Here is a 25,074-nt window from a genome sequence, read left to right as displayed (position 1 = left end):
AGACGACGCGGGTCAACGTAAAACGGCGGTGCTGGTTAGCACCGCCGTTTTTGTAGATCACCTGCGCGTCGCTAAGCTGTCAGCGGCTTGGTCGTCCGTGGCTTGGGGGCGTATGCCGCCGTACTCGGTTCGCAGCGACTCAAGCCGCGCGGTCTCACTCTCGGTCAGCGGGGGCGCATTCCACAACGGCTCACCGTCGGCATCGTTGACGCCTAACAGCGTGAGCGACAGTTCGGCATTGCGGGGAATCTGATCGTTGCCCCAAGGCCCAAAGCGATTGGGCGCCAGGCTCCAGGTGTCGCTCTCACCAGGAGCAAGGCCACCGGAAATCACGTAGTAGAAGGTTTCATCCACCCAGGCGACTTCCCGGTCGGGGCTTTCCAGTAGCCCGCGCAGCATGAGTTCTGAAATGGGCTGGTCCCCGCCGTTCGTGACCGTCAGCTCGATCACCGGCTCTAGTGCGCCGTAGGGGCTGGTACTGAGATAGTAGCGAGCGCTGTCGATACGAATTTGCGCTAAACGCTCCTGGTCACGCTTGGCGCTGGCCTGTTTGGCTTCTAGCCGGTTAAGCGTGCGCAGTGCCTGCTCGCGCTCACGTGCGCGCCGTTCGCGAAGCATGTTATCGGCACGCTCGATGATTTCATCCCCCGTCAACCCATGCATGTAGGCATTGGCCGACTCGGCAATTTCCGCCGCGTTCATGCGCTGTGGGTTGAAAAGATCGATACCGCTAAACGATGACATGGCAATGATCTTGAGCGCGGTATCGAACTCGTCGCGCTTATAGGTGGGCAGCGACTCACGCACTTCTTCGATCGAGACCACCGCAGCGGGCATAGAGCTGGTGTCGACGGTTGGATCGGAGCAGCCTGCCAGCACCAGAGCAGATAATGACAGTGCAGATAGCCTGAGTAGGCGCCACATGATGTACCTCACCTCGTAAAATCAATCGGCAAGAGCTTACCGGAAAGTGGCATTCGCCACTACTTTCTGTTGAGTGCGCTTCATACCGCTCGCCCGCGCGTTCGCTGTATGGTCAGCGGTTTAGGTGGGTCGCTCATAAAAAAGCGCTGGCGGTTGCCAGCGCTTGAGGCGTGATTGACAGTGTTTAACCGTGCCCTTTGTCAGGGTGAGGCACCGGTTTGTCGCCGACCTCTTCAGAGCGTAACTCGATTGGTTTGCCCTGGGTCTTTTGGGTGTGCTTCAACTGCAGGTGCAGGCCGGTTTTGGCCAGCAGGTGGGCGCTGACGGGCGCGGTGATAAACAGGAACAGCGTAATCAGCAGCTCCTGGATATCCGGCTTGCCATCGACGCTCCAGAAGTAGCCCATGGAGGCAATCAACATGCAGCCAATGCCCAGCGTGGTGGCTTTTGTAGGGCCGTGCAGGCGCATGTAGAAGTCACGCAGGTGCGCCATGCCAAGCGAGCCGATGAATACGAAGACTCCGCCTGCCAGTAGCAATAAAGAGATTAGCGCTTCAACTAGAAAGGGCATGACGCCACCTCATCGATCATTTTCATTCGATAATATCTCCGCGCAGGATGTATTTGCATACGGCCACCGTACTGATGAAGCCAAGCATGGCGATCAACAGGGCCGACTCGAAATAGGTCTTGCTGTTGAGCCACAAGCCGAGCAGTACGATCAGCGCGATGGAGTTGACGTACATGGTGTCCAGCGCCAGAACCCGATCAGGAAGATCAGGGCCAATCGTCAGGCGGTAGAGGTTCATCAGCAGGGCCATCACCACCAGCGCTAAGGTGATGTAGAGCGCAATACTCAGCATTCGTAGATCTCCTTGAGCGGCCGTTCGTAGCGTTCGCGTATTTGCTCAATGAGCGCTTCTTCATCGTCCACGTTCAACGCATGAATCAGCAGGGATTTGCCATCCATCCGCAGGTTGGCCGAAACGGTGCCGGGGGTCAGGCTGATCGTGCTGGCCAGCAGCGTGATGGTAAACCGCTCCTCCAGCATCAGCGGATACTCAATGAAGTGTGGCTTGAGCTTGCGCCATGGGTTGGCGATCAGGTACGCCACCTCGAAGTTGGCGGTGACGATATCGCCCAGCACTCGCAGGCCAAAGCGAAGCAGCATCATGGGCTTGCTGATGCGTGGTCGGGCATCCCAAAAGCGGTGGGTCAGCAAAGGAATCAGGATAGCCAGCGCGCCGCCCAGCACGAACTGGCCAAAGGCGTAGCTGCGGACCAGCAGCAGCCATACCAATAGCAGCAGTATCGACAGCACCGGGGTGGGCAGCCATTTGCGAGGGGTAATCATGGCGTCTCTCCTGCATCGGGCAGCAGCGTTTCGATCAGTTGTTGCGGGTTAGCGAGCTGCTCGCCGGTGGCTTGGGTATAGCTGCTCACCGGCCCGGCGAACGCCACCAGTAAAGGCGCAGCGCTGAGTAGCCAGAGCATGCCGAACCACTGGTAACGGGATAGCGGACTACCGCTTGGGCTACCCCGGTGGCTGCGCCAAAACAGCGTAGAGCCCGCGCGAGAGAGCGCGATCAGTGACGCTAGGCTGGCGAGCAGCAGCAGTGGCCATAACCACACGCGCTGAGTGCCTTCTGCCGCCACCAATACCATCGCTTTACCCAGCGCGCCTGAAAGGGGTGGCATACCCACCACGGCAATCGCACTGATGAAAAAGGTGATCGCCAGGGCATTACCCTGAACCAGCGGGCGCCCTTTGACGATACGCGTACCCGGCTTGCCGCGCTGCAGGCCAATCATCTCAGCCAGCAGGAACAGGCCACCGGTGACTAGCGTGGTATGGATGAGATAGTAAAGCAGAGCGGAGGTGGCCTCTACCGAGCGCATGCCGACGCCCGCCAGTAGTGTGCCCACCGAAATCAGCACCAAGTAGGCCACCAGCAGGCGCAGGTCGCGAGCGGCCATCACGCCCACGCCAGCAGCGGCCAAGGTGGCTAGCGCTAGCCACCACACCCAAGGCTGCTCAAGCGCCACAAGGCCCCCTGCCTGCTCGCCAAAAATCAGCGAATAGACCCGCAGAATGGCGTAGATGCCCACCTTGGTCATGATCGCAAACAGCGCTGCCACCGGGGCAGGGGCCGCGGCATAAGCGCGGGGGAGCCAGAAATAGAGCGGTAAAATGGCAGCTTTGAGGCCAAAGACGACCAGCAGCATCAGCGCACCTGCGGTGACTAAACCCTCACGCTCGGCGGGCAGGCTAGCGAGCTTATCGCCCATATCCGCCATATTGAGCGTGCCGGTGGCCCCATACAGAATGCCCACGGCAATCAAAAATAGCGACGAACCTGCCAGGTTAAGCACCACATAGTGCACGCTGGCCTGAATGCGCGCCTTGCCGCCACCGTGCAACAGCAGCGCGTAGGAGGCCAGCAACAGCACTTCGAAAAAGACGAACAGGTTGAACAAGTCGCCGGTCAAAAACGCACCGTTGATACCGAGCAACTGCCACTGAAACAGGCCGTGGAAGTTGCTGCCTTTCTCGTCGTCTCCACCGCAGGCAAACACCACGGCGCCCACGGCTAGAAGGGACGTGAGCAGCACCATCAGCGCGGAGAGGCGGTCGAGCACCAGCACGACGCCAAACGGTGGCTGCCAGTCGCCTAGGGCGTAATAGGTGATCTCACCGCTGGCGGCTTGGCGCACCAGAGCAATCGACACCAGCAGTAGAAGCAGGGTGGCAATAACGCTTACAGCGCGCTTGTAGTGCACCAGCCCCTGGCGCTGGTAAAGCAATAAAATACCTGCGACCAGTGGTAGTACCACGGGCAACACAATTAGATGCTGAATCATTCGCGGTCTTCCTTTTTACCATCCACGTGGTCGTTACCCACCTCGCTGCGCGCCCGCATGGCAAGAATGACCACGAACGCTGTCATGGCAAAGCCGATGACGATAGCGGTGAGGACCAGCGCCTGGGGCAGCGGATCGGCGAACTGTGAACCTTCGTTCACCAACGCGGCACCATCCGTCGTCAGCCCGCCCATGGAGAACAGGAACAGGTTGACCGCATACGAGAGCAGTGTCAGGCCCACGACGACCGGGAATGTTCGTCCCCTTAGCGTCAGGTAAAGGCCGCAGGAGGTTAAGATACCCGTGGTAATGGCATAGAGCATTTCCATTAGTGGGATTCCTTTTCATTCGGCGTGTCGTGGGTGTCTGACGTCTTCGGGTCGGTCACCGGGCGGTGCGGTGTCGTCACCTTACCCAGGTTGGCCAGAATCATCAGCGTGGCTCCCACCACCGCGAGGTACACACCCAAGTCAAACAGCAGGGCCGTGGCAAGCTCGAAGGTGCCAATCAGCGGCAGGCTGAAATACCCAAACGACGAGGTCAGGAAGGGGTAACCCAACAGCCAGCTGCCTAGGCCGGTGAGCGTGGCAATGGCCACACCCACCACGGCGACCGGCTGGAAGGGGAAATTCAGGCGCTCTTGCGCCCACTCAACGCCCCGCGCCATGTACAGCAGAATCAAAGCAACAGCGGTAATCAAACCGGCAATGAAGCCACCGCCGGGCTGGTTATGACCGCGTAGGAAGATGAAGGCGGACACCAGCAGCGCCAGTGGCAGCAGCGTCATCGAGATGGAGGTCAGAATGGCCGGGTAGCGATCCGGTGACCAAACACGGCCTTCGCCGTCGCTGTGGGGCATGAACAGACGCAAGCGGTTGAGCAGCTTGAAGATCGCGAGACCCGCAATGGCCAGGACGGTAATTTCGCCCAGGGTATCGAAGCCACGGAAGTCGACCAAAATCACGTTGACCACGTTGTAGCCGCCGCCACCGGGTTTGCTGTTCTCGACGAAGAAGTTGGAGATCGAGAGCGTTTCGCGGGTCATCACCGCGTAGTTCAAGCTAGCGACCACCAGCCCCAGCGCACCGGCCAGCAGAATATCGCGCACGTTACGCATCGGGCTCGATTCGGTAGGGGTTTTTTGCGGCAAGAAGAACAATGCCAGCATCAGCAGAATCATCGTGACGACTTCCACCGAAAGCTGGGTCAAGGCGAGATCCGGGGCCGAAAAACGCGCAAAAGTGAGCGCTACGAACAGACCGACCACTGACAGCATCAACAGTGAAATCAAGCGGTAGCGGTGAGTCGCTGCGGTGGCAACCCCTCCAAAAATGAGCATGCCTGCGCCTAGCAGCACCACGCCGTCGATGGGCTGATTGCCTTTGCTACCGGTCAATTCTTGAATACCGGCAAGGCCGATCAGTCCCATCAGCAGGGCGGCGCCCAGTAACCATCCCATATAGCGCTGTAAGGAGTTACCTTCCAGCTTGGTAATGATCTGCTCGGCGCGGTAACCCACGGTGATGATTAGCCGTTCGAACACGCGGCGCGCATCCACGCTGGCGAAGGGCTGCACGAAACGGCGCAGATCGGCATGACGCCAGTACATGGCAATGCCTGCGGCAAAGGCCAGCAAGCTCATCATCAGCGGCAAATTCACGCCGTGCCAGATGGCGAGGTGGAACGACAACGGTTCGCCCAAAACGGCTTGGGTGGCTAGCTCTAGAATGCCTGTCGCGAAAAAGGCGGGGAATAGCCCCACCAGCACACAGAGCGTCACCAGCAGTTCCACGGGCAAGCGCATCAGGTGGGGCGGCTCGTGGGGGGATTTAGGCGTTTGCTCGCGGGCCGGCTTATAGAACACCGCATGAACCAGCCGCAGCGAGTACGCGACGGAGAGAATGCCGCCCAGCGTTGCCAGTGCGGGTAGCACCCAGCTCAGACCGCCGAGTACCGGAGTGGCGAGCGTTTCGGTAAAGAACATCTCTTTCGAGAGGAAACCGTTAAACAGCGGTACCCCCGCCATGGCGGCGGCGGCCAAGGTGGTGAGCAGCGCGGTGACCGGCATCGCTTTTCTGAGCCCGCCAAGCTGCTTCAGCTCTCGGGTGCCGGTTTCATGGTCGATGATGCCCGCGCTCATGAACAGCGCCGCTTTAAAGGTAGCGTGGTTCAGAATGTGGAACAGCGCCGCCAACACGGCCATGGGGCTGCCAATGCCCAGCAGGACGGTGATCAACCCCAAATGGCTGACGGTCGAAAACGCCAGAATGCCTTTCAAGTCGGTTTTGAACAGCGCAAACCACGCGCCGTAAAGCAGCGTGATGGTACCTACCATCGGCACGACCACGCTCCACAATGCGCTATCCGCAATGGCGGGGTGCAACCGCGCCATTAAGAAAATACCCGCTTTTACCATCGTGGCTGAGTGCAGGTAGGCAGAAACGGGCGTGGGAGCCGCCATGGCATGGGGAAGCCAGAACTGGAACGGAAACTGCGCGGATTTGGTGAACGCACCCAGTAGCACAAGCCCCAGCATCAGTGGGTAGCGTGGATCCGTCACGATGGTCGCGCCGCTGGCCAGCACGTCATCCATGCGGTAGCTACCGGCCATGTCGCCCAGCAGCAGCAAGCCTGCAAGAAGCGCTAGCCCCCCTGCGCCGGTTACGGTCAGCGCCATGCGCGCGCCTTTGCGGGCATCGCTGCGATAGGACCAAAAGCCAATCAGTAGGAAGGAGGAGAGACTGGTCAGCTCCCAAAACAGCCAGAGCAGGATGAGGTTGTCGGACATGGAAATGCCCACCATCGATGCCATGAACAGCATCAGGAAAGCGTAAAAACGTCCGAAAGGCTCATCGCTTGCCAAGTAAAAATGGGCATACAATAGGATCAATAGCCCAATGCCCAGAATGAGCAGGTTGAAGAGCAGTGACAGGCCATCGAGACGAAACGCAAGCTCCAGACCGAGGGTGGGCATCCAGTCGGCCGCAAAACGCAGCGCCTCGCCCTCCAGCAAAGCAGGAATTTGCAGTAGCGTGAGTAGTAGTGCCGTTGCTGGCAATATGCCCGTGGCGAGCGAGCACCAAGTGCGGCCGCGTTGGGCAATCAGTGCCGGCACCAGTACGCCCAGTAATGGCAGTAAGGCGATCCACAGCAGTGTCATGAGGTCATCCAGCGCAAAAAATCAAAAAAATCGCCAGAGCAATGAGGGTTGCCCTGGAGGCGAAGATACATCAAGTGAAACAACAGGATATCACTTGTATGGAAGGTGTGTGATTTTAGTATAAAGTGTTGACGTTAACCGTTGAGAGACTCCTTGTTCCATGAGTGAACCCTTCAATACTTGGCAATCCCGCTTTGAAAAGCTGCGTAGCAACAAGCTGTTCGAAGGGCTGGTCATTTCCATCATCGTGATCTCGGCGCTGGTTATTGGCGCGAAAACCTACGAAGAAACCACTCGTATCGAGCAGTGGTTGCTCTACCTCGATGTGGCCGTCACGGTGTTCTTCCTGGTCGAGATTTTGATCAGAATGGCAGCAGAGCGCAACTTAGTCAGCTTTTTTAAGAAGGGCTGGAACGTTTTTGACTTCTTGATCGTCACCGCCAGCCTGATTCCCATGGATGACTCGGAGATGGTGCTGTTAGCGCGGCTGCTGCGAATTTTCCGTGTGCTGCGCTTGGTGTCGATGATTCCCGAACTAAAGATGCTGCTGGGCGCGTTGGTCAAATCGATTCCCCGCATGGGCTACGTGGTGCTGCTCATGTTTATCATCTTTTATATCTACGCGGCGTTGGGCAGCTTTCTCTTCCACAACGTGGATGAGTTTTTGTGGGGCAACATCTCCATTGCCATGTTGACGCTGTTTCGTATCGCGACGTTCGAGGACTGGACGGACGTGATGTACGCCACGCAAGAGGAGTATGCCTGGAGCTGGGTGTACTACCTGACGTTCATTTTTCTCACGGCATTCATTTTTCTTAACATGATGATTGGCATCGTGTTAGACGTAATGCAAAAAGAGAGCGCACAGCTCGATACCGATGACGAGGAGGGCGAACCGGCGCAGCTGCAGGCGCTGCGTGGCGATGTCCACGCGTTGAAAGCACAGCTCGATCGCATGGAAGCCGCCCTGGCGGAGCGACAAGGGTCTTCTATTTCCTCTCATCGCCCTTCCGATTCTTCTACAACCGATTAACGATAGGAGCGCCGCTATGATGCTGTCCGACCCCTCCAAGAAGTATCGCCCCTTCGTGGCCGTGGATCTGCCTGATCGACAGTGGCCAAGCCAACGTATCGACACGCCGCCCATCTGGTGCAGCGTGGATCTGCGCGACGGCAACCAGTCGCTGATTGACCCGATGGATCAAGAGCGCAAACAGCGGCTGTTCGACATGCTGTTGAAGATCGGATTCAAAGAGATCGAGGTGGGCTTTCCCTCTGCATCGCAGACCGATTTTGATTTCGTTCGCTCGCTGATCGAGCAAAACAAGATTCCCGAAGACGTGACCATTCAAGTGCTGACCCAAGCGCGTCCGCACCTGATTGAGCGCACCTTCGAAGCGCTGAAAGGCGTCAAGAACGCCATCGTGCACGTTTATAACGCCACCGACCCGATGTTCCGCCGGGTGGTGTTCAACGTGGATAAAACCGAGTGTATCCAAATTGCCGTGGATGCCACCGCGCAGATTCGCGATTTGATGGCGGCCAACCCGGAAACGAACTGGACCTTCCAGTACTCTCCTGAGCTATTCACCACCACGGAGATGGATTTCGCGGTCGAGATCGTCGAAGCGGTGATGGACACTTTTGGCCCCAGCGTCGACAACAAAATGATCGTCAATCTGCCCGCCACGGTCGAAGTCGCCACGCCCAACAACTACGCCGACCAGATCGAGTGGTTCTGTCGCCATGTCAAAAAGCGCGATACCTTGATCGTCAGCGTTCATCCGCACAACGATCGCGGCACTGGCGTCGCAGCGGCCGAACTCACGCTAATGGCAGGAGCCGACCGCGTCGAGGGCACGCTATTTGGCAACGGCGAGCGTACTGGCAACGTGGATATCGTCACGCTGGCGATGAACATGTATACCCAAGGGGTGAATCCTCAGCTTGATTTCTCCAATATCACCCCGATCATGCGCGAAGCCGAGTACTGCAATCAGCTGCCCGTTCACCCGCGCCATCCGTATGTGGGCGATTTGGTCTTTACTGCGTTCTCAGGCTCTCATCAGGATGCCATCAAAAAAGGCATGGCTGACCGTCGCGCCCATCCAGAAGCGCCGTGGGACGTTCCCTACTTACCCATCGACCCGCTGGACGTAGGTCGCAGCTACGAAGCGGTTATCCGCGTGAACAGCCAGTCAGGCAAAGGCGGCATCTCTTACCTGTTAGAGCAGGAGCACGGTATCGAGCTGCCCCGCCGACTCTCCATCGAGTTCAGCCAAGTGGTGCAGGAAGTGGCGGACCGCACCGGTAAAGAGATCACCTCACAAATGATCTACCAAGCCTTTGCCGATGAGTATTTAGAGCAGCGGTCACCGCTGGCACTGGTGAATCACCGTCTTTCCTCCGAGCCAGATAGCCCCAAAGTCGCGCTAGAGGCCATTGTCGAAAACGGCGGCCAACGCCAGACTCTGACCGGTGAAGGCAACGGCCCGCTGGCCGCGTTCATCAAGGCGCTGGTGGCGAGCGGCCAAGAGGTCGAAATCATTGACTATCATGAACACTCCCGCGGCCAAGGGGCGGATGCCGAAGCGATCGCTTACGTGGAAGTACGCATTGATGGCAAAGCCGTATTTGGCGTCGGTACCGATGAAAGCATCACTAGCGCTTCCATGAAAGGCGTGCTTAGTGCAATCAATCGCCACTATTCGACGCAGCCTGCGGCGGCCAATGTGACGGCGGAGTCGTTAGGGTAAATGCTCAAACGGCCTTGGCTGTTCATCGTATTAGTCGCCATGGCCCTGGCTGGGCTGCTCTCGCTGACGGCCTCCAATGAGCCGTTTGAAGAGACGTTGGTACGCTTGGAAGTAGAGCGGGCACTGCCCGCTCTTGAGCCCACGCTGCAAGAAGAGTCTGCTGAGATCAACGCATTGTTTCTGCACTATGCGTCTGATCAAGCGCTATGGATGAGCGCCACGTTGGCGATATTACGCCACGGTGATATCGCTCGAAGCACGCTTCTCGACTATGGGTTATCTCCCCAATTCCAACAGGTGCTGGTGCGCTTCGGAGCGGATACCGTGCTGCCTATCAGCTACTTCCGCGACCACGACGTGACGACGCTGCGCGCTCAGCACTGGATAGGGGAGCGCTATCAGCAAGTCAGCCGCTGGTGGGGCGATGAGCCATCGGATTCCGATGAGCGGGGTGACGCAGACGTAGAGGCGGCCATGGCCGAGCTAACCCCTTTGCGGCGTGGCCAGATGGGAATTGCGTTACTCGACAGCAACGGCCATGGGCTGCTCAACCAGTTTGTCGTGGATGACGAAGGCAACGTAGCGTGGCTGCAAGGGGAGCGTCTGGTTGCCGGCGTAGGCGACTTTTTTACTAGCGGCCTACGTGACTTAGAAAGCCAGTGGCGGCGTGGCGAGGCAATAGGCGCAAGCGATCTGGGCTGGGCGGGTGTTGATCTGCTGGTAATGGCCAGTACTGTGAAGGTACTCCGCGCTGGAAGAGCCGCTCGTACGGCTCGTGTGGGTGGCGTCGAGGCGCAGGCTGCTCGCACGGGTGTGCGTCAAGGGATCGTTGCCACAAGCGGGCGCTTCGCAACGCTGCCACGCATGGCCAAAGTTGCAGCGGTCGCCGGCACGGCTTATGTGGTCATTCGCCATCCCAGCTTGGTCAGCGCACTGGGCACCCATCTATCTCACTGGCTAGGCTGGCCAACGTGGCTCGGGCAGTTTCTGGTCTGGTTGATTGTACTGCTGCCAGTCTTGTTTATTGCCCGATTCGTTTACCGCTGGTTACTGAGGCCGCTGCTTTGGGTGCTTTTGCCTGCTATGCGGCTGAGCGTTAAAGCGTCTACCCGAGCCTTCTAAGCTTGGATTGGCTTATAAAAATTTACGCAAATCGCCCAGCGCTGCCAATAACAGTACTTGGCGATGTTGCATGTCTAGCCGCGACGCCTTGCAAGACCATTGAGCGGGCTACAAAGGCGTTTTGCTCATCTTGCCTGGCACTTCGCGTACCAGCCGTGGCATGAGAAAGCCGGGCAGGTGTTCCAGCAGCGCTTGTATGAGCGCTTGCGCCTCACTGTCCGGCACGTCAAAGTGCGCGGCGCCCTGGACCGGGTCGAGCACGTGCAGGTAGTAGGGCAGTACGCCTGCTTCAAACAGCCGTTCCGAGAGGACCGCGAGGGTGGGGACGCTGTCGTTGATGCCCCGTAATAGAACGCTCTGGTTTAGCAGCGTGACGCCTGCCTGTTTCAAGCGCGTGCAGGCATCCAACACGGCTTGGTCGATCTCGTTGGCGTGGTTGATATGCAGCACGACGACTTTTTGTAAGCGGGTGCTACCCAGCCAGCCAAGCAAACTTTCATCCACGCGGTCGGGAATGACCACGGGCAAGCGAGTATGAATACGCAGCCGTTTCAGGTGAGGAATGCTTTCTAACTGTTTGACCAGCCACGCCAACTGCCGGTCGCTGGCGGCAAGGGGGTCGCCTCCGGATAGGATCGCCTCGTGAATCGTGGTGTCGGCACGCAGGTAGTCCAGCGCTTCCTGCCACTGAGCGCGTGAAGGGGAGTTCTCGTGATAAGGAAAGTGGCGGCGAAAACAGTAGCGGCAGTTGATCGCGCAGGCTGGGCTGGCAATCAGGAGTACACGATTCGCATACTTATGGATCAGTCCTTTGACAGGACGATGGTCGGCCTCTTCTAGCGGGTCGGTCACGTAGCCAGGCGGCGCGGCGGCTTCGTCACCCGTTGGTAAGATTTGGCGTAGCAGTGGATCATTGGGGTCGTTTGGTACAATGCGCGCCAGATAAGCGTCAGGGACGCAAATCTCGAAGAGCCCATGCCCGGCCTGCGCGCCCGCCAGCCACGCTTGGCTCAACCCCAGGCGTTGGCAGAGTACGGCGGGGTCGCGAACGGCTTGGGAAAGCTGGCGCTGCCAGGCGCTCTGAGTCTGGGCAGCGGCCTGCTGAGCAGCGATAATGATGTTCTCCTGCAAAAAGCCCTCCTTCGGGTTATCATGCGCGCACTTAGCGACGACGCTGCGATTGGCAGCGTGATGGGCGAGTAGGGTGTCTCACGGCCCATACTGAAATAGACGATTGAAACAGACCATTGAGAGGCATTATGGCGAACTATTCTACCAACGAATTCAAAGCAGGTTTAAAAGTAATGCTCGACGGCGATCCTTGTTCGATCGTCGAGAACGAGCTGGTGAAGCCGGGCAAGGGCCAGGCGTTCAACCGCGTCAAGCTGCGTAACCTGATGACTGGTCGTGTGGGTGAGCGCACGTTCAAGTCGGGTGACTCCTTGGAAGGCGCTGACGTCATGGACCTCGAGATGGAGTACCTCTACACCGACGGTGATATGTGGCACTTCATGAAGACCGACGGCTCTTTCGAGCAGTATGCGGTAGAGAAAAAGGCTCTCGGTGACACCGAAAAATGGCTCAAAGAGCAGGTGCCGTATACGCTGACGCTTTGGAACGACAAGGCGATCTCGGTCACGCCGCCCAACTTCATCGAGTTGGAAGTAGTCGAAACCGACCCCGGTTTGAAGGGCGACACGGCGCAGGGCGGCTCCAAGCCTGCCACGCTCTCTTCGGGTGCCGTGGTTCGCGTACCGCTGTTCATCAACCAGGGTGAAGTGCTGAAAATCGACACCCGTTCTGGTGAGTACGTATCACGCGCTTAATCGCGCGATGATAAAAGCGACCGATCCAGTCGCTTAAGCATTTCATTCATAAAGCCACGCGATACTGTTGCGTGGCTTTATGTCGTTAGGGAGAAGGGAATGACACTGAACTGGCAGCCAACGGCAACGGTGGGCACCCTGCGCGAGCGCGCCGGCTTGATCGCCACGGTGCGCGCTTTTTTTGCCGCGCGGGACATATGGGAAGTGGAGACGCCAGTGCTCGGCCAAGGAGGCAGTACCGACGTGCATTTGGTGTCGTTAGCGACGCTTGCCCGCACCGATAAAGGTCAGCGCAAACTATGGCTGCAAACCTCGCCTGAGTTTCATATGAAGCGACTGCTGGCGGCGGACAGTGGTCCCATTTTTCAGCTGGCAAAAAGCTTTCGTGATGGCGAAGTGGGCGCGCGGCACAATATCGAGTTCACCATGCTGGAGTGGTACCGCCCTGGTTTCACGCTGGCGCAGTTGATAGAGGAGACAACGGCGCTGGTGGCGCACGTGTTGCCGCAGCCATCGGGCCCGGTAGTGCACTACCGCTATCGCGAACTCTTTCATCGCCACTTGGAGGTAGACCCGTTCACCACGTCGCTGGACACGTTGCGAACGCTAGCAGCGCAGCGAGGCAATATGTCGGCCCACGCGCTGGCCGAGGAGGGGCGAGATACCTGTTTGGATCTGCTGATGGGCATGGTCATCGAGCCCACGCTGGGGCAGCAGGAGCTTAGCGTGGTCGTCGACTACCCAGCGAGCCAAGCGGCGCTGGCGCGACGCCATCAGGATGCCGACGGCGAATGGGTGGCGTCACGCTTTGAGCTATATCTGAACGGCATCGAGCTCGCCAACGGCTACGACGAGCTGACCGATGCCGAGGAGCAGCGCCAGCGTTTCGACGCCGATAATGCCGAGCGTCGCCGGTTGGGGCTCCCTGAGGTGGATGTCGATGTTCATCTACTGGCAGCGCTCGAGCAGGGGCTGCCAGCCTCTTCCGGCGTGGCGCTGGGGCTGGATCGTTTGATCCAATTAGCGCTGGGTAAAGCGCGCCTGGAAGAGGTCTTGGCGTTTTCGACGGCTAACTGCTAACGAACGCGGCCAGCCTGCCTTAGGGCGTTGGGGTAGCGAGGCTCTGCCCCATTTGCACTGTCGCCCCGAGCGCATGATGGCCAAACGCCACGGGGTTAGCGAAGCACATCACGACGGTGGAGCCGAGTTTGAAACGGCCCATCTCTGCACCTTTCTCCAGCACGATCGGCTGCCCGAAGCGCATACGCTGAGGGTGGCCCGATAGCGGTGTTACCTGCCCAGACCAGACGGTTTCGATGGCGGCCACGATCATGGCGCCGACCAGTACCATCGCCATGGGGCCGTGTTCGGTGTCGAAGATACAGACCAAGCGCTCGTTGCGCGCGAACAAACCGGGCACATAGTTGGCGGTGGCTTGGTTGACCGAAAAGAGCCGCCCTGGCACGTAGATCATCTCTCTCAGCGTACCGGTCACCGGCATATGCACACGGTGGTAATCCCTTGGCGAGAGATAAACCGTCGCGAAGCTGCCGTTCAAAAACTCGTCGGCTAACGCTTTGTCGCCGCCTAACAGCGTTTGAGCGGAAAACGTATGTCCCTTGGCCTGTACCAGTGTGCCCGCCGTAGTGAGGCGGCCAAACTGTGAGAGCGTGCCATCGGCAGGGCTCAACACTCCTTCGCCCAGTGGGCGCGCATCGGCTTTTAGCGCCCGAGTAAAGAAGTCGTTGAACGTGGGATAGGCCGTCGGGTCTGGCTCTAGCGCCTGGCTCATGTCCACGTTGAAGCGCTTGATGAATGCCTTGATGAGGGTGTTTTTCACCCAGGGATTATCGCACTGGGCGAACTTACCCGTTAGGCGCGACAGCGCGTGCTGAGGCAGTGGGTATTGGAGCAGCGAAAAGGCTTTTTGGGAAAGGGTCACGGTAATATCTTCATTTCTCGATGGGTGTATCGTCACGGTTGCCCCATTCACCCCAGGAACCCGCGTAGCCGCGCATATTAAAGCCTAGTGCTTTGCCGACCAACCAGGTAAAGCTGCTGCGGTGGTGGCTTTGGCAGTGGGTGGCAATTTCCATGTCGGGGGTGAGCCCTAGGGCATTGAGTTCGGTCATGAGCTCGGCGTAGTCGCGGATTCTCAGCGCCCGGCTGCGATCCATGGCGTCTAGCCAATCCATGTTCACCGCACCGGGGATGTGTCCCAGGTGTTTATTGTTGCCGCGTTCGCCGTCGTACTCCGCTTTGGAGCGAGCGTCCCAGATGGCAAACTGTTTGTTGCCGAGCTTATCTTTGATCTCATCACACGTGATGGCGGCACTGGGGTTGAGAATCTCGGCGTGGTATTCGCTGGGGGTTGGCGCGGTGAGTTCGGTGCTATCTTCCAGACCGGCGTCGCGCCAAGCGTGAATGCCGCCATTCAGATAGGAGTAGCGGGTGTGGCCGATCAGCTCCAGCGTCCAGAGCAGGCGAGCTGCCCAGCCGCCGCCTTCGTCGTCGTAGGCCACCACGTGTGTGTCGCGGGTCAAGCCCAGCGCGCTGAATAATCGAGACAGAAACTCTACCGACGGTACGTCATTAGGCACCGGGCCTTCGCCGCGCATCAAGTAGCGAAAATCCAGATAAATGGCGCCAGGAACGTGGCCCTGACGGTAGCTGTCACCATTGGCGGGCACATCGATAATCAGCAGTTCAGGTGCCTGCAAGTGCTCTTGCAGCTGTTCCGGCTCGACGATGAGTGGCAATAGATTGTGTTCTGATGAGTGGCTGGCGGTGCTCATATCCGGCTCCCTATCCTTGATAATAAGACAACCGCAACGAGGTAACGGCGATGTCACTCCGATCATTGCGGGTTTGTCACTGGGGATTCAAGCTATCGAGAATACGTCGATAGCTGGCAAAACGCTCTGGATGAATCTTGCCTGCCTCGACGGCGTCCAGTAAAGCGCAGCCCGGCTCATTGCGATGGCGGCAGTCCCGGAAGCGGCAAAGGCCCAAATAGGGGTGGAACTCAATGAAGCCGTCGGTCACTTCCTGCTCGTCCAGATGGATCAGGCCAAACTCACGAATGCCGGGCGAGTCGATCAGTTCGCCATTGCTGACTTCGTCGCTGCGCATAGCGTAGAGCCGTGCGGTGGTCGTCGTGTGCGTGCCTTTACGCGAATCTTCCGATAGCGCGCCAATACGCAGGGTTTCGTCGGGCAGCAGCAGATCTATGAGCGATGATTTTCCCACGCCACTCTGGCCGACGAATACCGAGGTGCGGCCCGCGAGCTGCTGGCGCAACGTATCCAGCCCTTCGGGGTTGGCCGTGGTGGTGCGTACCACCGGATAGCCCAGCGCGCGATAGCGCTCTAGTAACTGCCCCAGCTCGCCTCCATCGTCAGGTAGCAGATCCGTCTTGTTGAGCACCAGTACCGGCGCGATGCCGGTGGCTTCAGCGGCGACGAGGTAGCGGTCGATTAGGTTGGGATGAGGCGCAGGCTCGACGGCAAACACGATCAGCAGCTGGTCGATATTGGCGGCTACCGGCTTGAGCTGGCCGCGCGGGTCGGGGCGCTTTAAAATGCTGTCGCGCTCTTCACGGGCCACGACCACGCCCGAGCCATCCTGGCCCGCCCGCCAAATCACGCGGTCGCCGGTCACCAAGCCCTCCAGATTGGCGCGTAGATGGCAGCGCACGGGCGTGCCGTCGGCGTCGCGCACCTCCAGGGTGCGACCGAAGTGGGCCATCACTCGCCCTGGCTGTTCGGGGCCGTATTCGCCTGCAGAGAGCTTTTCGGCATCTTTGGCATCACGTTTTTCGGCACGCTGGGCGCGTTCGGCTTGTATCTTCTCGACTCGCCACTGCTGCTGACGGCTTAATTTACGTTTGCTCATGACCACCTGATGATCGTTACAATAGAGGGCATTGTACCCACCTGGACGGTCCACTGTCCTGTGTGGGGTGCGGGTTAGCGCAATATAAGCGACACTTTTGTTTGATGCGCCGATACAAGGGCGACCCTGACCAAGGAATGAATGCAATGAGCGAGCAAAACGGCGCACCGCGTAGCGACCTATTGGTGTGGATTGATTTGGAAATGACCGGTCTTGAACCGGACAAAGAGCGCATTATCGAGGTGGCGACACTCATCACCGACGCGCAGTTGAATATCGTGGCAGAGGGCCCCGTGATTGCCGTCAAACAGCCCGATAGCCTCTTGGCCGGAATGGACGATTGGAACCAGAAAACCCACGGTGAATCTGGTCTAGTGGCGCGGGTGAAGGCAAGCACCATCGAGACGCAAGAAGCCGAGCGCCAAACCCTCGACTTTTTACGCCAGTACGTGGTGGCGGGCTCTTCGCCCATGTGCGGCAACAGTATTCATCAAGACCGCCGCTTCTTGGAACGGGAAATGCCCGACTTGTGGGCGTTTTTCCACTACCGCAATTTGGATGTGTCCACGGTGAAAGAGCTGGCAAAGCGCTGGAATCCCGGTGCACTGGTGGGCTTTAAGAAACAAAACGCCCACCTGGCGATGGATGACATCAAAGAGTCGATCGCGGAGCTTGCCCACTACCGCCGCACGTTTTTGCGTATCGAAGAAGGGAGCGACGAAGAGGAGTAACCCTCACGCCCGCGTTGCGATGCGCGCATCGCGCTTGTGGCGCTGCTCGTCGAGCGCCCAGGCGACGTGCTCTCGCACCAGGGCGCTAGGGTAAGCTCGGCGTGCCCATAATGCGGCCTCGACGTCATCGCTCCACGGGGCATTGCCCAGCCCAACGGCAAGGTTACGCAGCCAGCGCTCATAGCCAATGCGGCGAATGGGGCTGCCTGCGGTTTTGTTCAAAAACTCCTCTTCGCCCCAGCTAAACAGCGCAATGAGCGATGCGCGGTCAAGGTCGTGGCGCGGGGAGAAGTCCTCTTCTTGGGTGATTTTTGTGAAGCGGGTAAACGGGCAAACGAGCTGACAATCGTCGCAGCCATACACGCGATTGCCCATGGCGCGACGGAACTCTACGGGAATCGCGCCGTGCAGCTCGATGGTGAGATAGGAGATGCACTTGCGTGAATCGACGACCTTATCGTCGACGATGGCCCCGGTGGGGCAAGCGGTGCGACAGGCGCTACAGCTACCGCAATGCTCCTGTTCGAAAGGTGCATCGACGGGCAGCGGGAGGTCGGTATACAGCTCTCCCAGAAAGAACAGCGAGCCCGCTTTGGGGTTCAACAGCATGGCGTTTTTACCGAACCATCCTAAGCCTGCCTTTTGGGCAAGTGCCCGCTCCATCACCGGCGCAGAGTCGACAAAGGCGCGGAAACCAAATTTTCCTACTGCTTGCTCGATATGCTTTGCCAACTGTGCCAAGCGTTTGCGCATCAGCTTATGATAGTCCCGGCCCAGCGCGTAGCGGGAGACGTAGGCACGGCTGGGTTGGCCCAGCACCTTGGCACTCTCTACTTCAGCGGGCAGATAGTCCATGCGCACGCTGATGACCCGGCGGGTGCCGGGTTCCAGTTCGTCAGGTCGCGTGCGTTTGGTGCCGTGCTTCGCCATAAAGCCCATCTCGCCGTGGTAGCCTTTATCCAGCCAGCGGTTCAGATTGGCCTCATGAGCCGCTAAGTCCGTGTCGGTGATGCCGACCTGCTGAAAGCCCAGCTCGCGACCCCACTGCTTGATCTGCTCGGCAAGCTGATGCAGAGACTCGCGAGAGATGGGTTCGTGAGACGGTGAAAAAGTGGTGGAACTTGGCATGGTCAGTCAACGGTGAGGCGTTAAGCGCGCTATGCTAACGCATTAGCCGCTGGCACGACATGCCGAGCACGCCGTTGCGTGATCGGGCGGCACCTGAGCGTTGATTTAGCACCCTATCAAGGAGACACCGTGTCTACGTTGAGTACCTCTTCGCTACGTCCTCTCTATAAGGCATCGCAAGTGCGCGAGCTGGATCGGCGCACCATTGCCGGTGGTATCGAAAGCTTTGCCTTGATGCAGCGGGCGGCCTCCAGCGCCTGGCACAGCTTTCGCTCGCGCTGGCCTCAAGCGCGCAGCGTGACCGTCGTGTGCGGCAGCGGCAACAATGGCGGCGACGGTCATGTGCTGGCGGCGCTGGCCATGCAGTCGGGGCTCAAAGTGCAGCGACTTTCCCTGACACCACTAGACGCGCTGACCGGCGACGTTGCCCGGGCTGCCGAACTGGCAACGGCAGCGGGGGTCGGGTTTGAGGAGTGGCAGCCCAGTACGACGCTCGCCGGTGAGGTCATCGTCGATGCCCTGCTAGGCACCGGGCTGTCAGGCGACGTCGAGGGCCGCGCTAAGCAGGCCATCCACGCCATGAATGCGGCGTCTCATCCCGTGCTGGCGCTGGATATTCCGTCGGGGATTTCGGCAGATACCGGGGCGAGGCTAGGCACGGCGGTCGAAGCCGCCTGCACGGTCACGTTCATTGGTGACAAAATTGGCCTGCACACTGGGGAAGCACCGGCCTACACCGGTGAGATCGATTTTCGCCCGTTGGGCGTCAAGGCGCAGGCGTTCTTCGATATTCCACCCACTGCATGGCGCCTGGATGAGACGCTGCTGGGAGAGGCCTTTCCGCCCCGTTCGCGTACCAGCCACAAGGGAAGCTTGGGGCACGTCTTGGTGATGGGAGGCGCGCCTGGCTTTGGTGGGGCGGCGCTGTTGGCCTCGCAAGCGGCTGCGCGACTAGGAGCGGGCAAGGTCACCCTCGCCACTGCTCAAGAACACGTTACCGCAAGCCTCGTGCGTTGCCCAGAAGTCATGGCGCGCGCGGTGCGTAGCGGAGCCGACGCGGCCGAACTGCCTTCTACCGCAGACGTGCTCGTGGTGGGGCCTGGACTTGGGCAAGAAGCGTGGGGGCAGGCGGTGCTACAAAGTGCACTACAGGCAGACACGCCGCTAGTGGTGGACGCCGATGCGCTCAATCTGCTGGCCAGCCGCTGGCCGACGCTGCGTCGCGACGACTGGATATTGACACCCCATCCTGGCGAGGCGGCCAGATTGCTAGGCTGTTCCGTGGCCGATGTTCAGTCGGATCGTCCGTCGGCCGCCCGCGCACTACAGCGTGCCCGGGGAGGCGTCGTGATATTAAAAGGTGCAGGCAGCTTGGTGGCGGGACCCAGTGGGCTGGTCGTGTGCCCCTATGGTAATCCGGGCATGGCCAGTGGCGGCATGGGCGACGTACTAAGCGGTATGCTGGGCGCTTTGGTGGCTCAAACTGGCAGTCTCGAGCAGAGCGCTTGGTTGGGCGTCATGCTACATGCGCTGGCAGGTGATGAGGCGGCTAAAGCCGGTGGAGAGCGTGGCCTGTTAGCAAGTGATCTGGCATCCTATGCACGAGTGCTCATTAACCCGTGAAGGCGGCCAACATGCAGGTGCAATTGAATGATGAAGAGGCCCACGTTGCCTTCGGCGAGGCGCTGGGCAAAGCGCTAACCGGTCGCGGGCGCGTATATTTAGAGGGCGATTTGGGGGCGGGCAAGACCACCCTGACGCGCGGCATTTTGAGGGCGTACGGTTATCAAGGCGCCGTGAAAAGTCCGACCTATACCCTGGTGGAGCCTTATGAACTGGGTGATCAGCGCCTCTATCATCTGGATTTATACCGTTTGGCAGACCCGGAAGAGCTGGAATTCATGGGCGGGCGCGATGTACTAGCCGACGATGCTCTTTGCCTCATCGAGTGGCCCAGTAGAGGCGACGGCTGGCTGCCTGCGCCGGATGTGCGTATCCAGCTCCGCGTTGCGGATCCAGGGCGAATGGCGCTGTTGACGGCCGAGAGTGCGCTCGGTCAGCATGTTTTGGGGCAACTGAACGCGCAAACCAACGGTCACCCGCAGGAGGGTGGTGTCATTCAATGGAAATGAAACAACCCCTCCGTCGTCTCCTTGGCCAGTGCGCGTTTGGTTGCGCCATGCTGTTGACCGGTGTCTCTGGCGTGCAGGCCGCCAACGTCGACAGTATGCGGCTCTGGGCTGCTCCGGATCACGCGCGTTTGGTCTTCGACCTGACAGCGGCTACTCAGGCCAATGTGTTCTCGTTGGAGAATCCGTCGCGCCTGGTGATCGATCTGGACGACAGCCAGCTCAATACCGACGTCTCGACCCTACCGCTGGAGGGAAGTGCGATTGCTGCCGTGCGCACGGGCGTGCGCGACGGCAACGGACTGCGCGTGGTGCTGGAGCTGAACCGCGAGATCGAGCCGCGCCACTTTACGTTGCCGCCCAACGATCAGTATGGCCATCGTCTGGTGGTCGATCTGGAGTACCCCGGCGAAAGCGCGGTGGAAAATCCCATCGACCCCATCGAAGCGATGATTCGTGATCAGGAGATGGTGGCGCAGCGCTCGGCTCAGGCTCAGCTGCCTGGAGCCGACGCTGCGGTGCCCCCCGCCGCGCCAGACCAGCCGCCCACCGAAGTGCAGCCTGCCCAGCCGCATCCGCAGCGGGATATCATCATCGCCATCGATGCCGGTCACGGTGGCGAAGACCCAGGCGCCATTGGGCCTGCAGGCACCCGCGAAAAGGACGTCGTGTTGGAGATCGCCAGACGGCTTGCCTCCGATGTCAATCGTACCCGGGGGTTTAAAGCCGTGCTGATCCGCGATGGCGACTACTACTTGGGTCTGCGTCAGCGCACACAGCTGGCCCGAGAGCAGAAGGCCGACTTCTTTGTCTCGATTCACGCCGATGCCTTCACCAGCCCACGCCCGCAGGGCAGCTCCGTGTATGCCCTTTCCCAGCGTGGGGCGACGTCAGAAACGGCGCAGTGGCTCGCAGATAGCGAGAATCGCTCGGATTTGATCGGTGGGGTCGATGGCAGTCTATCGCTGCGGGATAAAGACCAAGTGCTGCGCGGCGTGCTGTTGGACCTCACCATGACCGCCACGCTCAACGACTCGCTGTCGATCGGTGGGCAGGTGCTCGAGCAGCTTGGTCGAGTGAATCGGCTGCATAAGTCGCGGGTCGAGCAGGCGGGCTTCATGGTACTGAAATCGCCTGATATTCCGTCGCTGCTGATTGAGGTGGGGTTTATCTCCAACCCGGACGAAGAGCGCCGCCTGCGTGACCCGGTGCATCAGCAGGGCCTATCAACGGCCATTTTCAGCGGGTTGCGCGATCATTTTCAGCGTAACCCCCCGCCCGCGAGCCTATTGGCGTGGCAGCGTGATCACCAGCGTAGCCCCACTGGCGACGAATATCGCATCCAATCGGGGGATACGCTCTCGTCGATTGCCGTTCGCCACGGTGTTCCAGTGAATCAGTTGAAGCAGGCCAACGATTTGAATGGTGACGTGATCCGGGTGGGCCAAGTGCTGCGTATTCCTAGTTCCTAGTTTTTGACGCGCGTTTTTTAATAGACCGCTAAGATGATGAGCTTCTGAGGTGTTGGTTGACTGAATTGAACTCGCTGTCTGGCCGTATCCATGTGCTCGACCCCCGCCTAGCTAACCAGATTGCGGCAGGTGAGGTGGTCGAGCGCCCCTCGTCAGTCACGAAAGAGCTGATCGAGAACGCCATCGATGCGGGCAGTCAGCGTATCGAAGTGGAGATCGAGCAGGGCGGTGCTCGGCTGATCAAAGTGCGTGATGACGGTATTGGCATCGGCGAGGAGGATCTCCCGTTGGCGCTGGCACGTCATGCCACCAGTAAGATCAGCAGTCTCGAGGACCTGGAGGGGGTCAGTTCGCTGGGCTTTCGCGGCGAAGCGTTGGCCTCGATCAGCTCCGTATCGCGTTTGGAGCTGGTGTCCAACGCGGAGGAAGACCCCCGTCAGGGATGGCGCGTCGTGGCCGAGGGGCGAGGTATGGAAGCGCGGGTAACGCCCGCGCCTCACCCACGGGGCACTAGTGTCTCGGTGCGCGACCTGTTCTTCAATACGCCCGCGCGGCGTAAGTTTTTACGCACCGAAAAGACCGAATTTGCTCATGTAGAAGAGGCTTTTCGTCGTCAGGCGCTGTCGCGTTATGACATTGCCTGGGTATTGAAGCACAACCAGAAGGTGGTGCATCAGCTGCCTCAGGGCAATTCGCCCGCCTCCCGTGAGCGACGAATTGCGTCGCTGTTGGGCAAGAATTTTATCGAACACGCCCGCTATATCGAACGTGAGGCAGGCGGCTTGCGTCTGAGCGGCTGGGTAGGGCTGCCGACCCACTCCCGCTCTCAAGCAGACCAGCAGTATTTCTTCGTCAATGGCCGCGTGGTGCGTGATCGCCTCGTTGCGCATGCGGTACGTCAGGCGTATCGCGACGTGCTCTACAACGGGCGCCATCCGGTGTTCGTGCTTTATCTGGAGCTCGATCCAGACGTGGTGGATGTCAACGTTCACCCCACTAAACATGAAGTGCGCTTCCGCGATGGGCGCATGGTGCATGACTTCCTGTACTCCAGTTTGCACCACTGCTTGGCGGCCTCCAGGCCTGCCGAGGAGGACGAGCCCAACGAGGAGGCTGCTCCGACGGGCGAGGGCGAATCCGTTTCCAGCGTGGCAACTGCGCCAGAGGCTTCCCGCTGGCAGCAGCAGGGTATGGCCTTGTCGGAAGCGCCCGAGCGACATCCCGGCGCTGAGCGGGTGCGCCGCTTCATGCAGGGGTATCAGGCGCTGCATCCCGATCACGAAGAGACGCTGCTAACGCCACAACCAAGCCCGCCAAGCTCACGTCCAGTCGCCTCGGAAGTACGCGAAGCCCCCTGGCCATGCCGGATCATGACGCCACGTCAGCACCGCCGCTGGGGTTTGCGCTAGGCCAGCTCCATGGCGTGTACATTTTGGCGCAGAATGCCCAGGGGCTCGTGCTGGTGGATATGCACGCCGCTCATGAGCGGATCGTTTATGAGCGTATGAAAAACCAGCTGGCGGCAGCAAAAGGGATCGATACGCAACCCTTGCTAGTGCCCGTCTCGCTGGCAGCCAGTCGTAGCGAAGTCGCCACGGCAGAGAGCGAGCGTGACGCCATTGCCCAGCTGGGGGTCGAATTGGATGTGGCGGGCCCCGAGACGCTGCTGGTTCGCCAGCTGCCTGCGCTGCTGGCCCAAGCTGACCCCGAAGCGCTGGTGCGTGAAATGCTCGAAGAGTTGTCCCGCTACGGCCGCACGCATCAAGTCGAGGCGCGCATTCATGAGCTGCTGTCTACCATGGCATGCCATGGTAGCGTGCGGGCCAATCGACGCTTAACGCTGGATGAGATGAATGCACTGCTGCGAGACATGGAGCGCACCGAGCGTAGCGACCAGTGTAATCATGGCCGTCCCACCTGGACGCAAATGAGCATGAAAGCGCTCGACCGTCTATTTCTGCGCGGCCAGTGACGATGAAGACAACCAACGGAGTGCGGCTAGCAGATGGCTGATACACGCCCCTGGGCGATATTTTTGATGGGGCCTACGGCCGCTGGGAAAACCGATGCCGCGATAGCGCTTCACGAACGGCTAGGCCATGAGCTGATCAGCGTGGATTCCGCGATGGTGTATCAAGGCATGGACGTGGGCAGCGCCAAGCCCAGTGCGGCCGAGCTGGCGCGGGCACCCCACCGTTTGATCGATATTCGCGATCCCGCCGACCCCTACTCAGCGGCCGACTTTCGCGAAGATGCCCTGCGGGAGATGCGTCAAATCAGCGCGGCGGGGCAAGTGCCGCTGCTGGTGGGCGGCACGATGCTTTACTACAAGCGCTTGGTGGAAGGAGTGGCCAATTTGCCTGCAGCGGACGCCGCCATCCGTGAGCATCTGGAGAACCAGCGGCAGCAGGAGGGCTTGATTGGGCTGCATCGCACCCTTGCAGAGGTCGATCCGCCCTCTGCGGCGCGTATCCATCCGAATGACCCTCAGCGGCTGATGCGTGCGCTGGAAGTGTTCTACGCCAGCGGTCGCCCCATGAGTGAGCTGTGGGCGGAGCAGCGGCCGGAAACCTTTCCATGGCGGGTGCTGTCAGTAGCGCTAGCACCGCAGGATCGCAAGGTGCTGCACCAGCGCATTGCCCTGCGTTTTGAATCCATGCTGGCAGAGGGCTTGATAGATGAGGTCGCCGCCCTCAAAAAGCGTGATGATCTACATATTGACTTGCCATCCATGAAGAGCGTTGGCTACCGTCAAGTATGGGAGTATCTGAACGGCGCTTATGATCGAGATGAACTCGTGTCGCGAGGTGTCATTGCCACCCGTCAGCTTGCCAAGCGTCAGCTGACCTGGCTGAGAAGTTGGCCGTCGTTGACATGGATCGACTCGCAGCAGCCTGACGCACTGGATAAGCTTCTGAAATTCGTGCGTGAAAGCGGTGCTTAGCGTAAGATAGTGATTTCGTAAGCAAGTGTTTTCGAGTGGCCGGCTAGCGCGTTTGACACACTAGGCCTTTCGGGCAACAAGATTGCGGCGTAGCACCAGTAGGGCACGCCATTTGATAACCAACCC

The 25,074-nt window shown here is 59.5% G+C and carries 22 protein-coding genes and 1 pseudogene; 11 read left to right on the top strand and 12 right to left on the bottom strand.

The annotated features are described in order from the left end of the window. Window positions 1-57 precede the first annotated feature (57 nt). From CTT34_RS11860 to CTT34_RS11830, 7 genes are all read right to left on the bottom strand, one after another. Window positions 58-924: a DUF6694 family lipoprotein gene (locus tag CTT34_RS11860; protein ID WP_368026776.1), complete on the bottom strand. Its 867-nt coding sequence runs from the start codon at window positions 922-924 to the stop codon at window positions 58-60. A gap of 184 nt (window positions 925-1,108) precedes the next feature. Further along, the gene (locus CTT34_RS11855; RefSeq protein WP_159342615.1) at window positions 1,109-1,495 is read right to left on the bottom strand and encodes a Na+/H+ antiporter subunit G; all 387 of its coding nucleotides are present in this window, start codon (window positions 1,493-1,495) and stop codon (window positions 1,109-1,111) included. Window positions 1,496-1,517: 22 nt separating this feature from the next. After that, on the bottom strand, window positions 1,518-1,787 hold the full coding sequence (locus CTT34_RS11850; RefSeq protein WP_066317677.1) for a K+/H+ antiporter subunit F: 270 nt from the start codon (window positions 1,785-1,787) through the stop codon (window positions 1,518-1,520). Continuing rightward, window positions 1,781-2,278 carry a Na+/H+ antiporter subunit E gene (locus CTT34_RS11845; RefSeq protein ID WP_159342614.1) on the bottom strand — a complete coding sequence of 166 codons (498 nt, stop codon included), beginning with the start codon at window positions 2,276-2,278 and terminating at the stop codon, window positions 1,781-1,783. Before CTT34_RS11845 ends, CTT34_RS11850 begins: the two co-directional genes overlap by 7 nt. Next, on the bottom strand, window positions 2,275-3,786 hold the full coding sequence (locus CTT34_RS11840) for a monovalent cation/H+ antiporter subunit D (protein WP_159342613.1): 1,512 nt from the start codon (window positions 3,784-3,786) through the stop codon (window positions 2,275-2,277). Before CTT34_RS11840 ends, CTT34_RS11845 begins: the two co-directional genes overlap by 4 nt. Beyond that, window positions 3,783-4,115 carry a Na+/H+ antiporter subunit C gene (locus CTT34_RS11835; RefSeq protein WP_044629077.1) on the bottom strand — a complete coding sequence of 111 codons (333 nt, stop codon included), beginning with the start codon at window positions 4,113-4,115 and terminating at the stop codon, window positions 3,783-3,785. Before CTT34_RS11835 ends, CTT34_RS11840 begins: the two co-directional genes overlap by 4 nt. Then, entirely contained in the window at window positions 4,115-6,946 is a 2,832-nt protein-coding gene (locus CTT34_RS11830) for a monovalent cation/H+ antiporter subunit A (RefSeq protein ID WP_159342612.1), read from the bottom strand. Before CTT34_RS11830 ends, CTT34_RS11835 begins: the two co-directional genes overlap by 1 nt. Window positions 6,947-7,106: 160 nt before the next feature. On the opposite strand from CTT34_RS11830, the gene CTT34_RS11825 reads away from it, so the two are divergent. The 3 genes from CTT34_RS11825 to CTT34_RS11815 are packed head-to-tail and all read left to right on the top strand — an operon-like array spanning window position 7,107 to window position 10,824. Then, window positions 7,107-7,979, top strand: a complete 873-nt coding sequence (locus tag CTT34_RS11825; RefSeq protein ID WP_159342611.1) for an ion transporter — start codon at window positions 7,107-7,109, stop codon at window positions 7,977-7,979. A gap of 16 nt (window positions 7,980-7,995) precedes the next feature. Then, complete coding sequence (leuA, locus tag CTT34_RS11820; protein WP_159342610.1) at window positions 7,996-9,702, top strand: 2-isopropylmalate synthase; 1,707 nt, start codon at window positions 7,996-7,998, stop codon at window positions 9,700-9,702. Continuing rightward, the gene (locus tag CTT34_RS11815; protein ID WP_159342609.1) at window positions 9,703-10,824 is read left to right on the top strand and encodes a hypothetical protein; all 1,122 of its coding nucleotides are present in this window, start codon (window positions 9,703-9,705) and stop codon (window positions 10,822-10,824) included. A 108-nt stretch (window positions 10,825-10,932) separates the two neighbouring features. On the opposite strand, the gene epmB is transcribed toward CTT34_RS11815, so the two are convergent. After that, window positions 10,933-11,955 (bottom strand): EF-P beta-lysylation protein EpmB, encoded by a 1,023-nt coding sequence (epmB, locus tag CTT34_RS11810; protein WP_159342608.1) that lies wholly within the window; start codon window positions 11,953-11,955, stop codon window positions 10,933-10,935. A 128-nt stretch (window positions 11,956-12,083) separates the two neighbouring features. Between epmB and efp the strand changes: the two genes are divergently transcribed. Both efp and epmA read left to right on the top strand, forming a co-directional pair. Then, entirely contained in the window at window positions 12,084-12,650 is a 567-nt protein-coding gene (gene efp, locus CTT34_RS11805; RefSeq protein WP_139527117.1) for an elongation factor P, read from the top strand. 99 nt (window positions 12,651-12,749) lie between these two features. Then, window positions 12,750-13,730, top strand: a complete 981-nt coding sequence (gene epmA / locus CTT34_RS11800) for an EF-P lysine aminoacylase EpmA (protein ID WP_159342607.1) — start codon at window positions 12,750-12,752, stop codon at window positions 13,728-13,730. 19 nt (window positions 13,731-13,749) lie between these two features. On the opposite strand, the gene asd is transcribed toward epmA, so the two are convergent. The 3 genes from asd to rsgA all read right to left on the bottom strand — a co-directional run bounded on the left by asd (window position 13,750) and on the right by rsgA (window position 16,544). Then, window positions 13,750-14,592, bottom strand: coding sequence for an archaetidylserine decarboxylase (gene asd / locus CTT34_RS11795; RefSeq protein ID WP_159342606.1), 843 nt, complete (start codon window positions 14,590-14,592; stop codon window positions 13,750-13,752). A 10-nt stretch (window positions 14,593-14,602) separates the two neighbouring features. Next, a complete protein-coding gene (locus tag CTT34_RS11790; RefSeq protein ID WP_159342605.1) occupies window positions 14,603-15,445 on the bottom strand; it encodes a sulfurtransferase in 843 nt (280 codons plus the stop codon). A 76-nt stretch (window positions 15,446-15,521) separates the two neighbouring features. Next, window positions 15,522-16,544: a small ribosomal subunit biogenesis GTPase RsgA gene (rsgA, locus tag CTT34_RS11785; protein ID WP_159342604.1), complete on the bottom strand. Its 1,023-nt coding sequence runs from the start codon at window positions 16,542-16,544 to the stop codon at window positions 15,522-15,524. Window positions 16,545-16,690: 146 nt separating this feature from the next. Between rsgA and orn the strand changes: the two genes are divergently transcribed. Beyond that, window positions 16,691-17,275 (top strand): oligoribonuclease, encoded by a 585-nt coding sequence (gene orn, locus CTT34_RS11780; protein ID WP_159342603.1) that lies wholly within the window; start codon window positions 16,691-16,693, stop codon window positions 17,273-17,275. Between the two features lie 3 nt (window positions 17,276-17,278). On the opposite strand, the gene queG is transcribed toward orn, so the two are convergent. After that, window positions 17,279-18,403, bottom strand: coding sequence for a tRNA epoxyqueuosine(34) reductase QueG (gene queG / locus CTT34_RS11775; protein WP_159342602.1), 1,125 nt, complete (start codon window positions 18,401-18,403; stop codon window positions 17,279-17,281). A gap of 129 nt (window positions 18,404-18,532) precedes the next feature. Here queG and CTT34_RS11770 point away from each other — a divergent pair, with 129 nt between their 5' ends. The 5 genes and pseudogenes from CTT34_RS11770 to miaA all read left to right on the top strand — a co-directional run bounded on the left by CTT34_RS11770 (window position 18,533) and on the right by miaA (window position 24,948). Beyond that, complete coding sequence (locus CTT34_RS11770; protein ID WP_159342601.1) at window positions 18,533-20,026, top strand: NAD(P)H-hydrate dehydratase; 1,494 nt, start codon at window positions 18,533-18,535, stop codon at window positions 20,024-20,026. Between the two features lie 11 nt (window positions 20,027-20,037). Then, entirely contained in the window at window positions 20,038-20,535 is a 498-nt protein-coding gene (tsaE, locus tag CTT34_RS11765) for a tRNA (adenosine(37)-N6)-threonylcarbamoyltransferase complex ATPase subunit type 1 TsaE (RefSeq protein WP_159342600.1), read from the top strand. A 47-nt stretch (window positions 20,536-20,582) separates the two neighbouring features. Beyond that, entirely contained in the window at window positions 20,583-22,004 is a 1,422-nt protein-coding gene (locus CTT34_RS11760) for an N-acetylmuramoyl-L-alanine amidase (RefSeq protein ID WP_254436492.1), read from the top strand. Between the two features lie 56 nt (window positions 22,005-22,060). Next, window positions 22,061-23,976, top strand: a pseudogene (mutL, locus tag CTT34_RS11755) (DNA mismatch repair endonuclease MutL). 33 nt (window positions 23,977-24,009) lie between these two features. Continuing rightward, a complete protein-coding gene (gene miaA, locus CTT34_RS11750; protein ID WP_159342599.1) occupies window positions 24,010-24,948 on the top strand; it encodes a tRNA (adenosine(37)-N6)-dimethylallyltransferase MiaA in 939 nt (312 codons plus the stop codon). The last annotated feature ends 126 nt before the right edge of the window (window positions 24,949-25,074 follow it).

Source organism: Halomonas meridiana (assembly GCF_009846525.1).
Classification (GTDB): domain Bacteria; phylum Pseudomonadota; class Gammaproteobacteria; order Pseudomonadales; family Halomonadaceae; genus Vreelandella.
This window is presented reverse-complemented; position numbering and strand designations above follow the sequence as displayed.

What these genes read in the sequence shown, in the direction of transcription:
- CTT34_RS11850 (WP_066317677.1), bottom strand. Translation starts at nt 1,787, where the DNA reads ATGCTGAGTATTGCGCTCTACATCACCTTAGCGCTGGTGGTGATGGCC.
- epmA (WP_159342607.1), top strand. Translation starts at nt 12,750, where the DNA reads ATGACACTGAACTGGCAGCCAACGGCAACGGTGGGCACCCTGCGCGAG.
- CTT34_RS11860 (WP_368026776.1), bottom strand. Translation starts at nt 924, where the DNA reads ATGTGGCGCCTACTCAGGCTATCTGCACTGTCATTATCTGCTCTGGTG.
- CTT34_RS11855 (WP_159342615.1), bottom strand. Translation starts at nt 1,495, where the DNA reads ATGCCCTTTCTAGTTGAAGCGCTAATCTCTTTATTGCTACTGGCAGGC.
- leuA (WP_159342610.1), top strand. Translation starts at nt 7,996, where the DNA reads ATGATGCTGTCCGACCCCTCCAAGAAGTATCGCCCCTTCGTGGCCGTG.
- efp (WP_139527117.1), top strand. Translation starts at nt 12,084, where the DNA reads ATGGCGAACTATTCTACCAACGAATTCAAAGCAGGTTTAAAAGTAATG.
- CTT34_RS11790 (WP_159342605.1), bottom strand. Translation starts at nt 15,445, where the DNA reads ATGAGCACCGCCAGCCACTCATCAGAACACAATCTATTGCCACTCATC.
- CTT34_RS11840 (WP_159342613.1), bottom strand. Translation starts at nt 3,786, where the DNA reads ATGATTCAGCATCTAATTGTGTTGCCCGTGGTACTACCACTGGTCGCA.
- CTT34_RS11815 (WP_159342609.1), top strand. Translation starts at nt 9,703, where the DNA reads ATGCTCAAACGGCCTTGGCTGTTCATCGTATTAGTCGCCATGGCCCTG.
- orn (WP_159342603.1), top strand. Translation starts at nt 16,691, where the DNA reads ATGAGCGAGCAAAACGGCGCACCGCGTAGCGACCTATTGGTGTGGATT.
- CTT34_RS11760 (WP_254436492.1), top strand. Translation starts at nt 20,583, where the DNA reads ATGCTGTTGACCGGTGTCTCTGGCGTGCAGGCCGCCAACGTCGACAGT.
- tsaE (WP_159342600.1), top strand. Translation starts at nt 20,038, where the DNA reads ATGCAGGTGCAATTGAATGATGAAGAGGCCCACGTTGCCTTCGGCGAG.
- CTT34_RS11835 (WP_044629077.1), bottom strand. Translation starts at nt 4,115, where the DNA reads ATGGAAATGCTCTATGCCATTACCACGGGTATCTTAACCTCCTGCGGC.
- queG (WP_159342602.1), bottom strand. Translation starts at nt 18,403, where the DNA reads ATGCCAAGTTCCACCACTTTTTCACCGTCTCACGAACCCATCTCTCGC.
- miaA (WP_159342599.1), top strand. Translation starts at nt 24,010, where the DNA reads ATGGCTGATACACGCCCCTGGGCGATATTTTTGATGGGGCCTACGGCC.
- rsgA (WP_159342604.1), bottom strand. Translation starts at nt 16,544, where the DNA reads ATGAGCAAACGTAAATTAAGCCGTCAGCAGCAGTGGCGAGTCGAGAAG.
- CTT34_RS11830 (WP_159342612.1), bottom strand. Translation starts at nt 6,946, where the DNA reads ATGACACTGCTGTGGATCGCCTTACTGCCATTACTGGGCGTACTGGTG.
- CTT34_RS11845 (WP_159342614.1), bottom strand. Translation starts at nt 2,278, where the DNA reads ATGATTACCCCTCGCAAATGGCTGCCCACCCCGGTGCTGTCGATACTG.
- CTT34_RS11825 (WP_159342611.1), top strand. Translation starts at nt 7,107, where the DNA reads ATGAGTGAACCCTTCAATACTTGGCAATCCCGCTTTGAAAAGCTGCGT.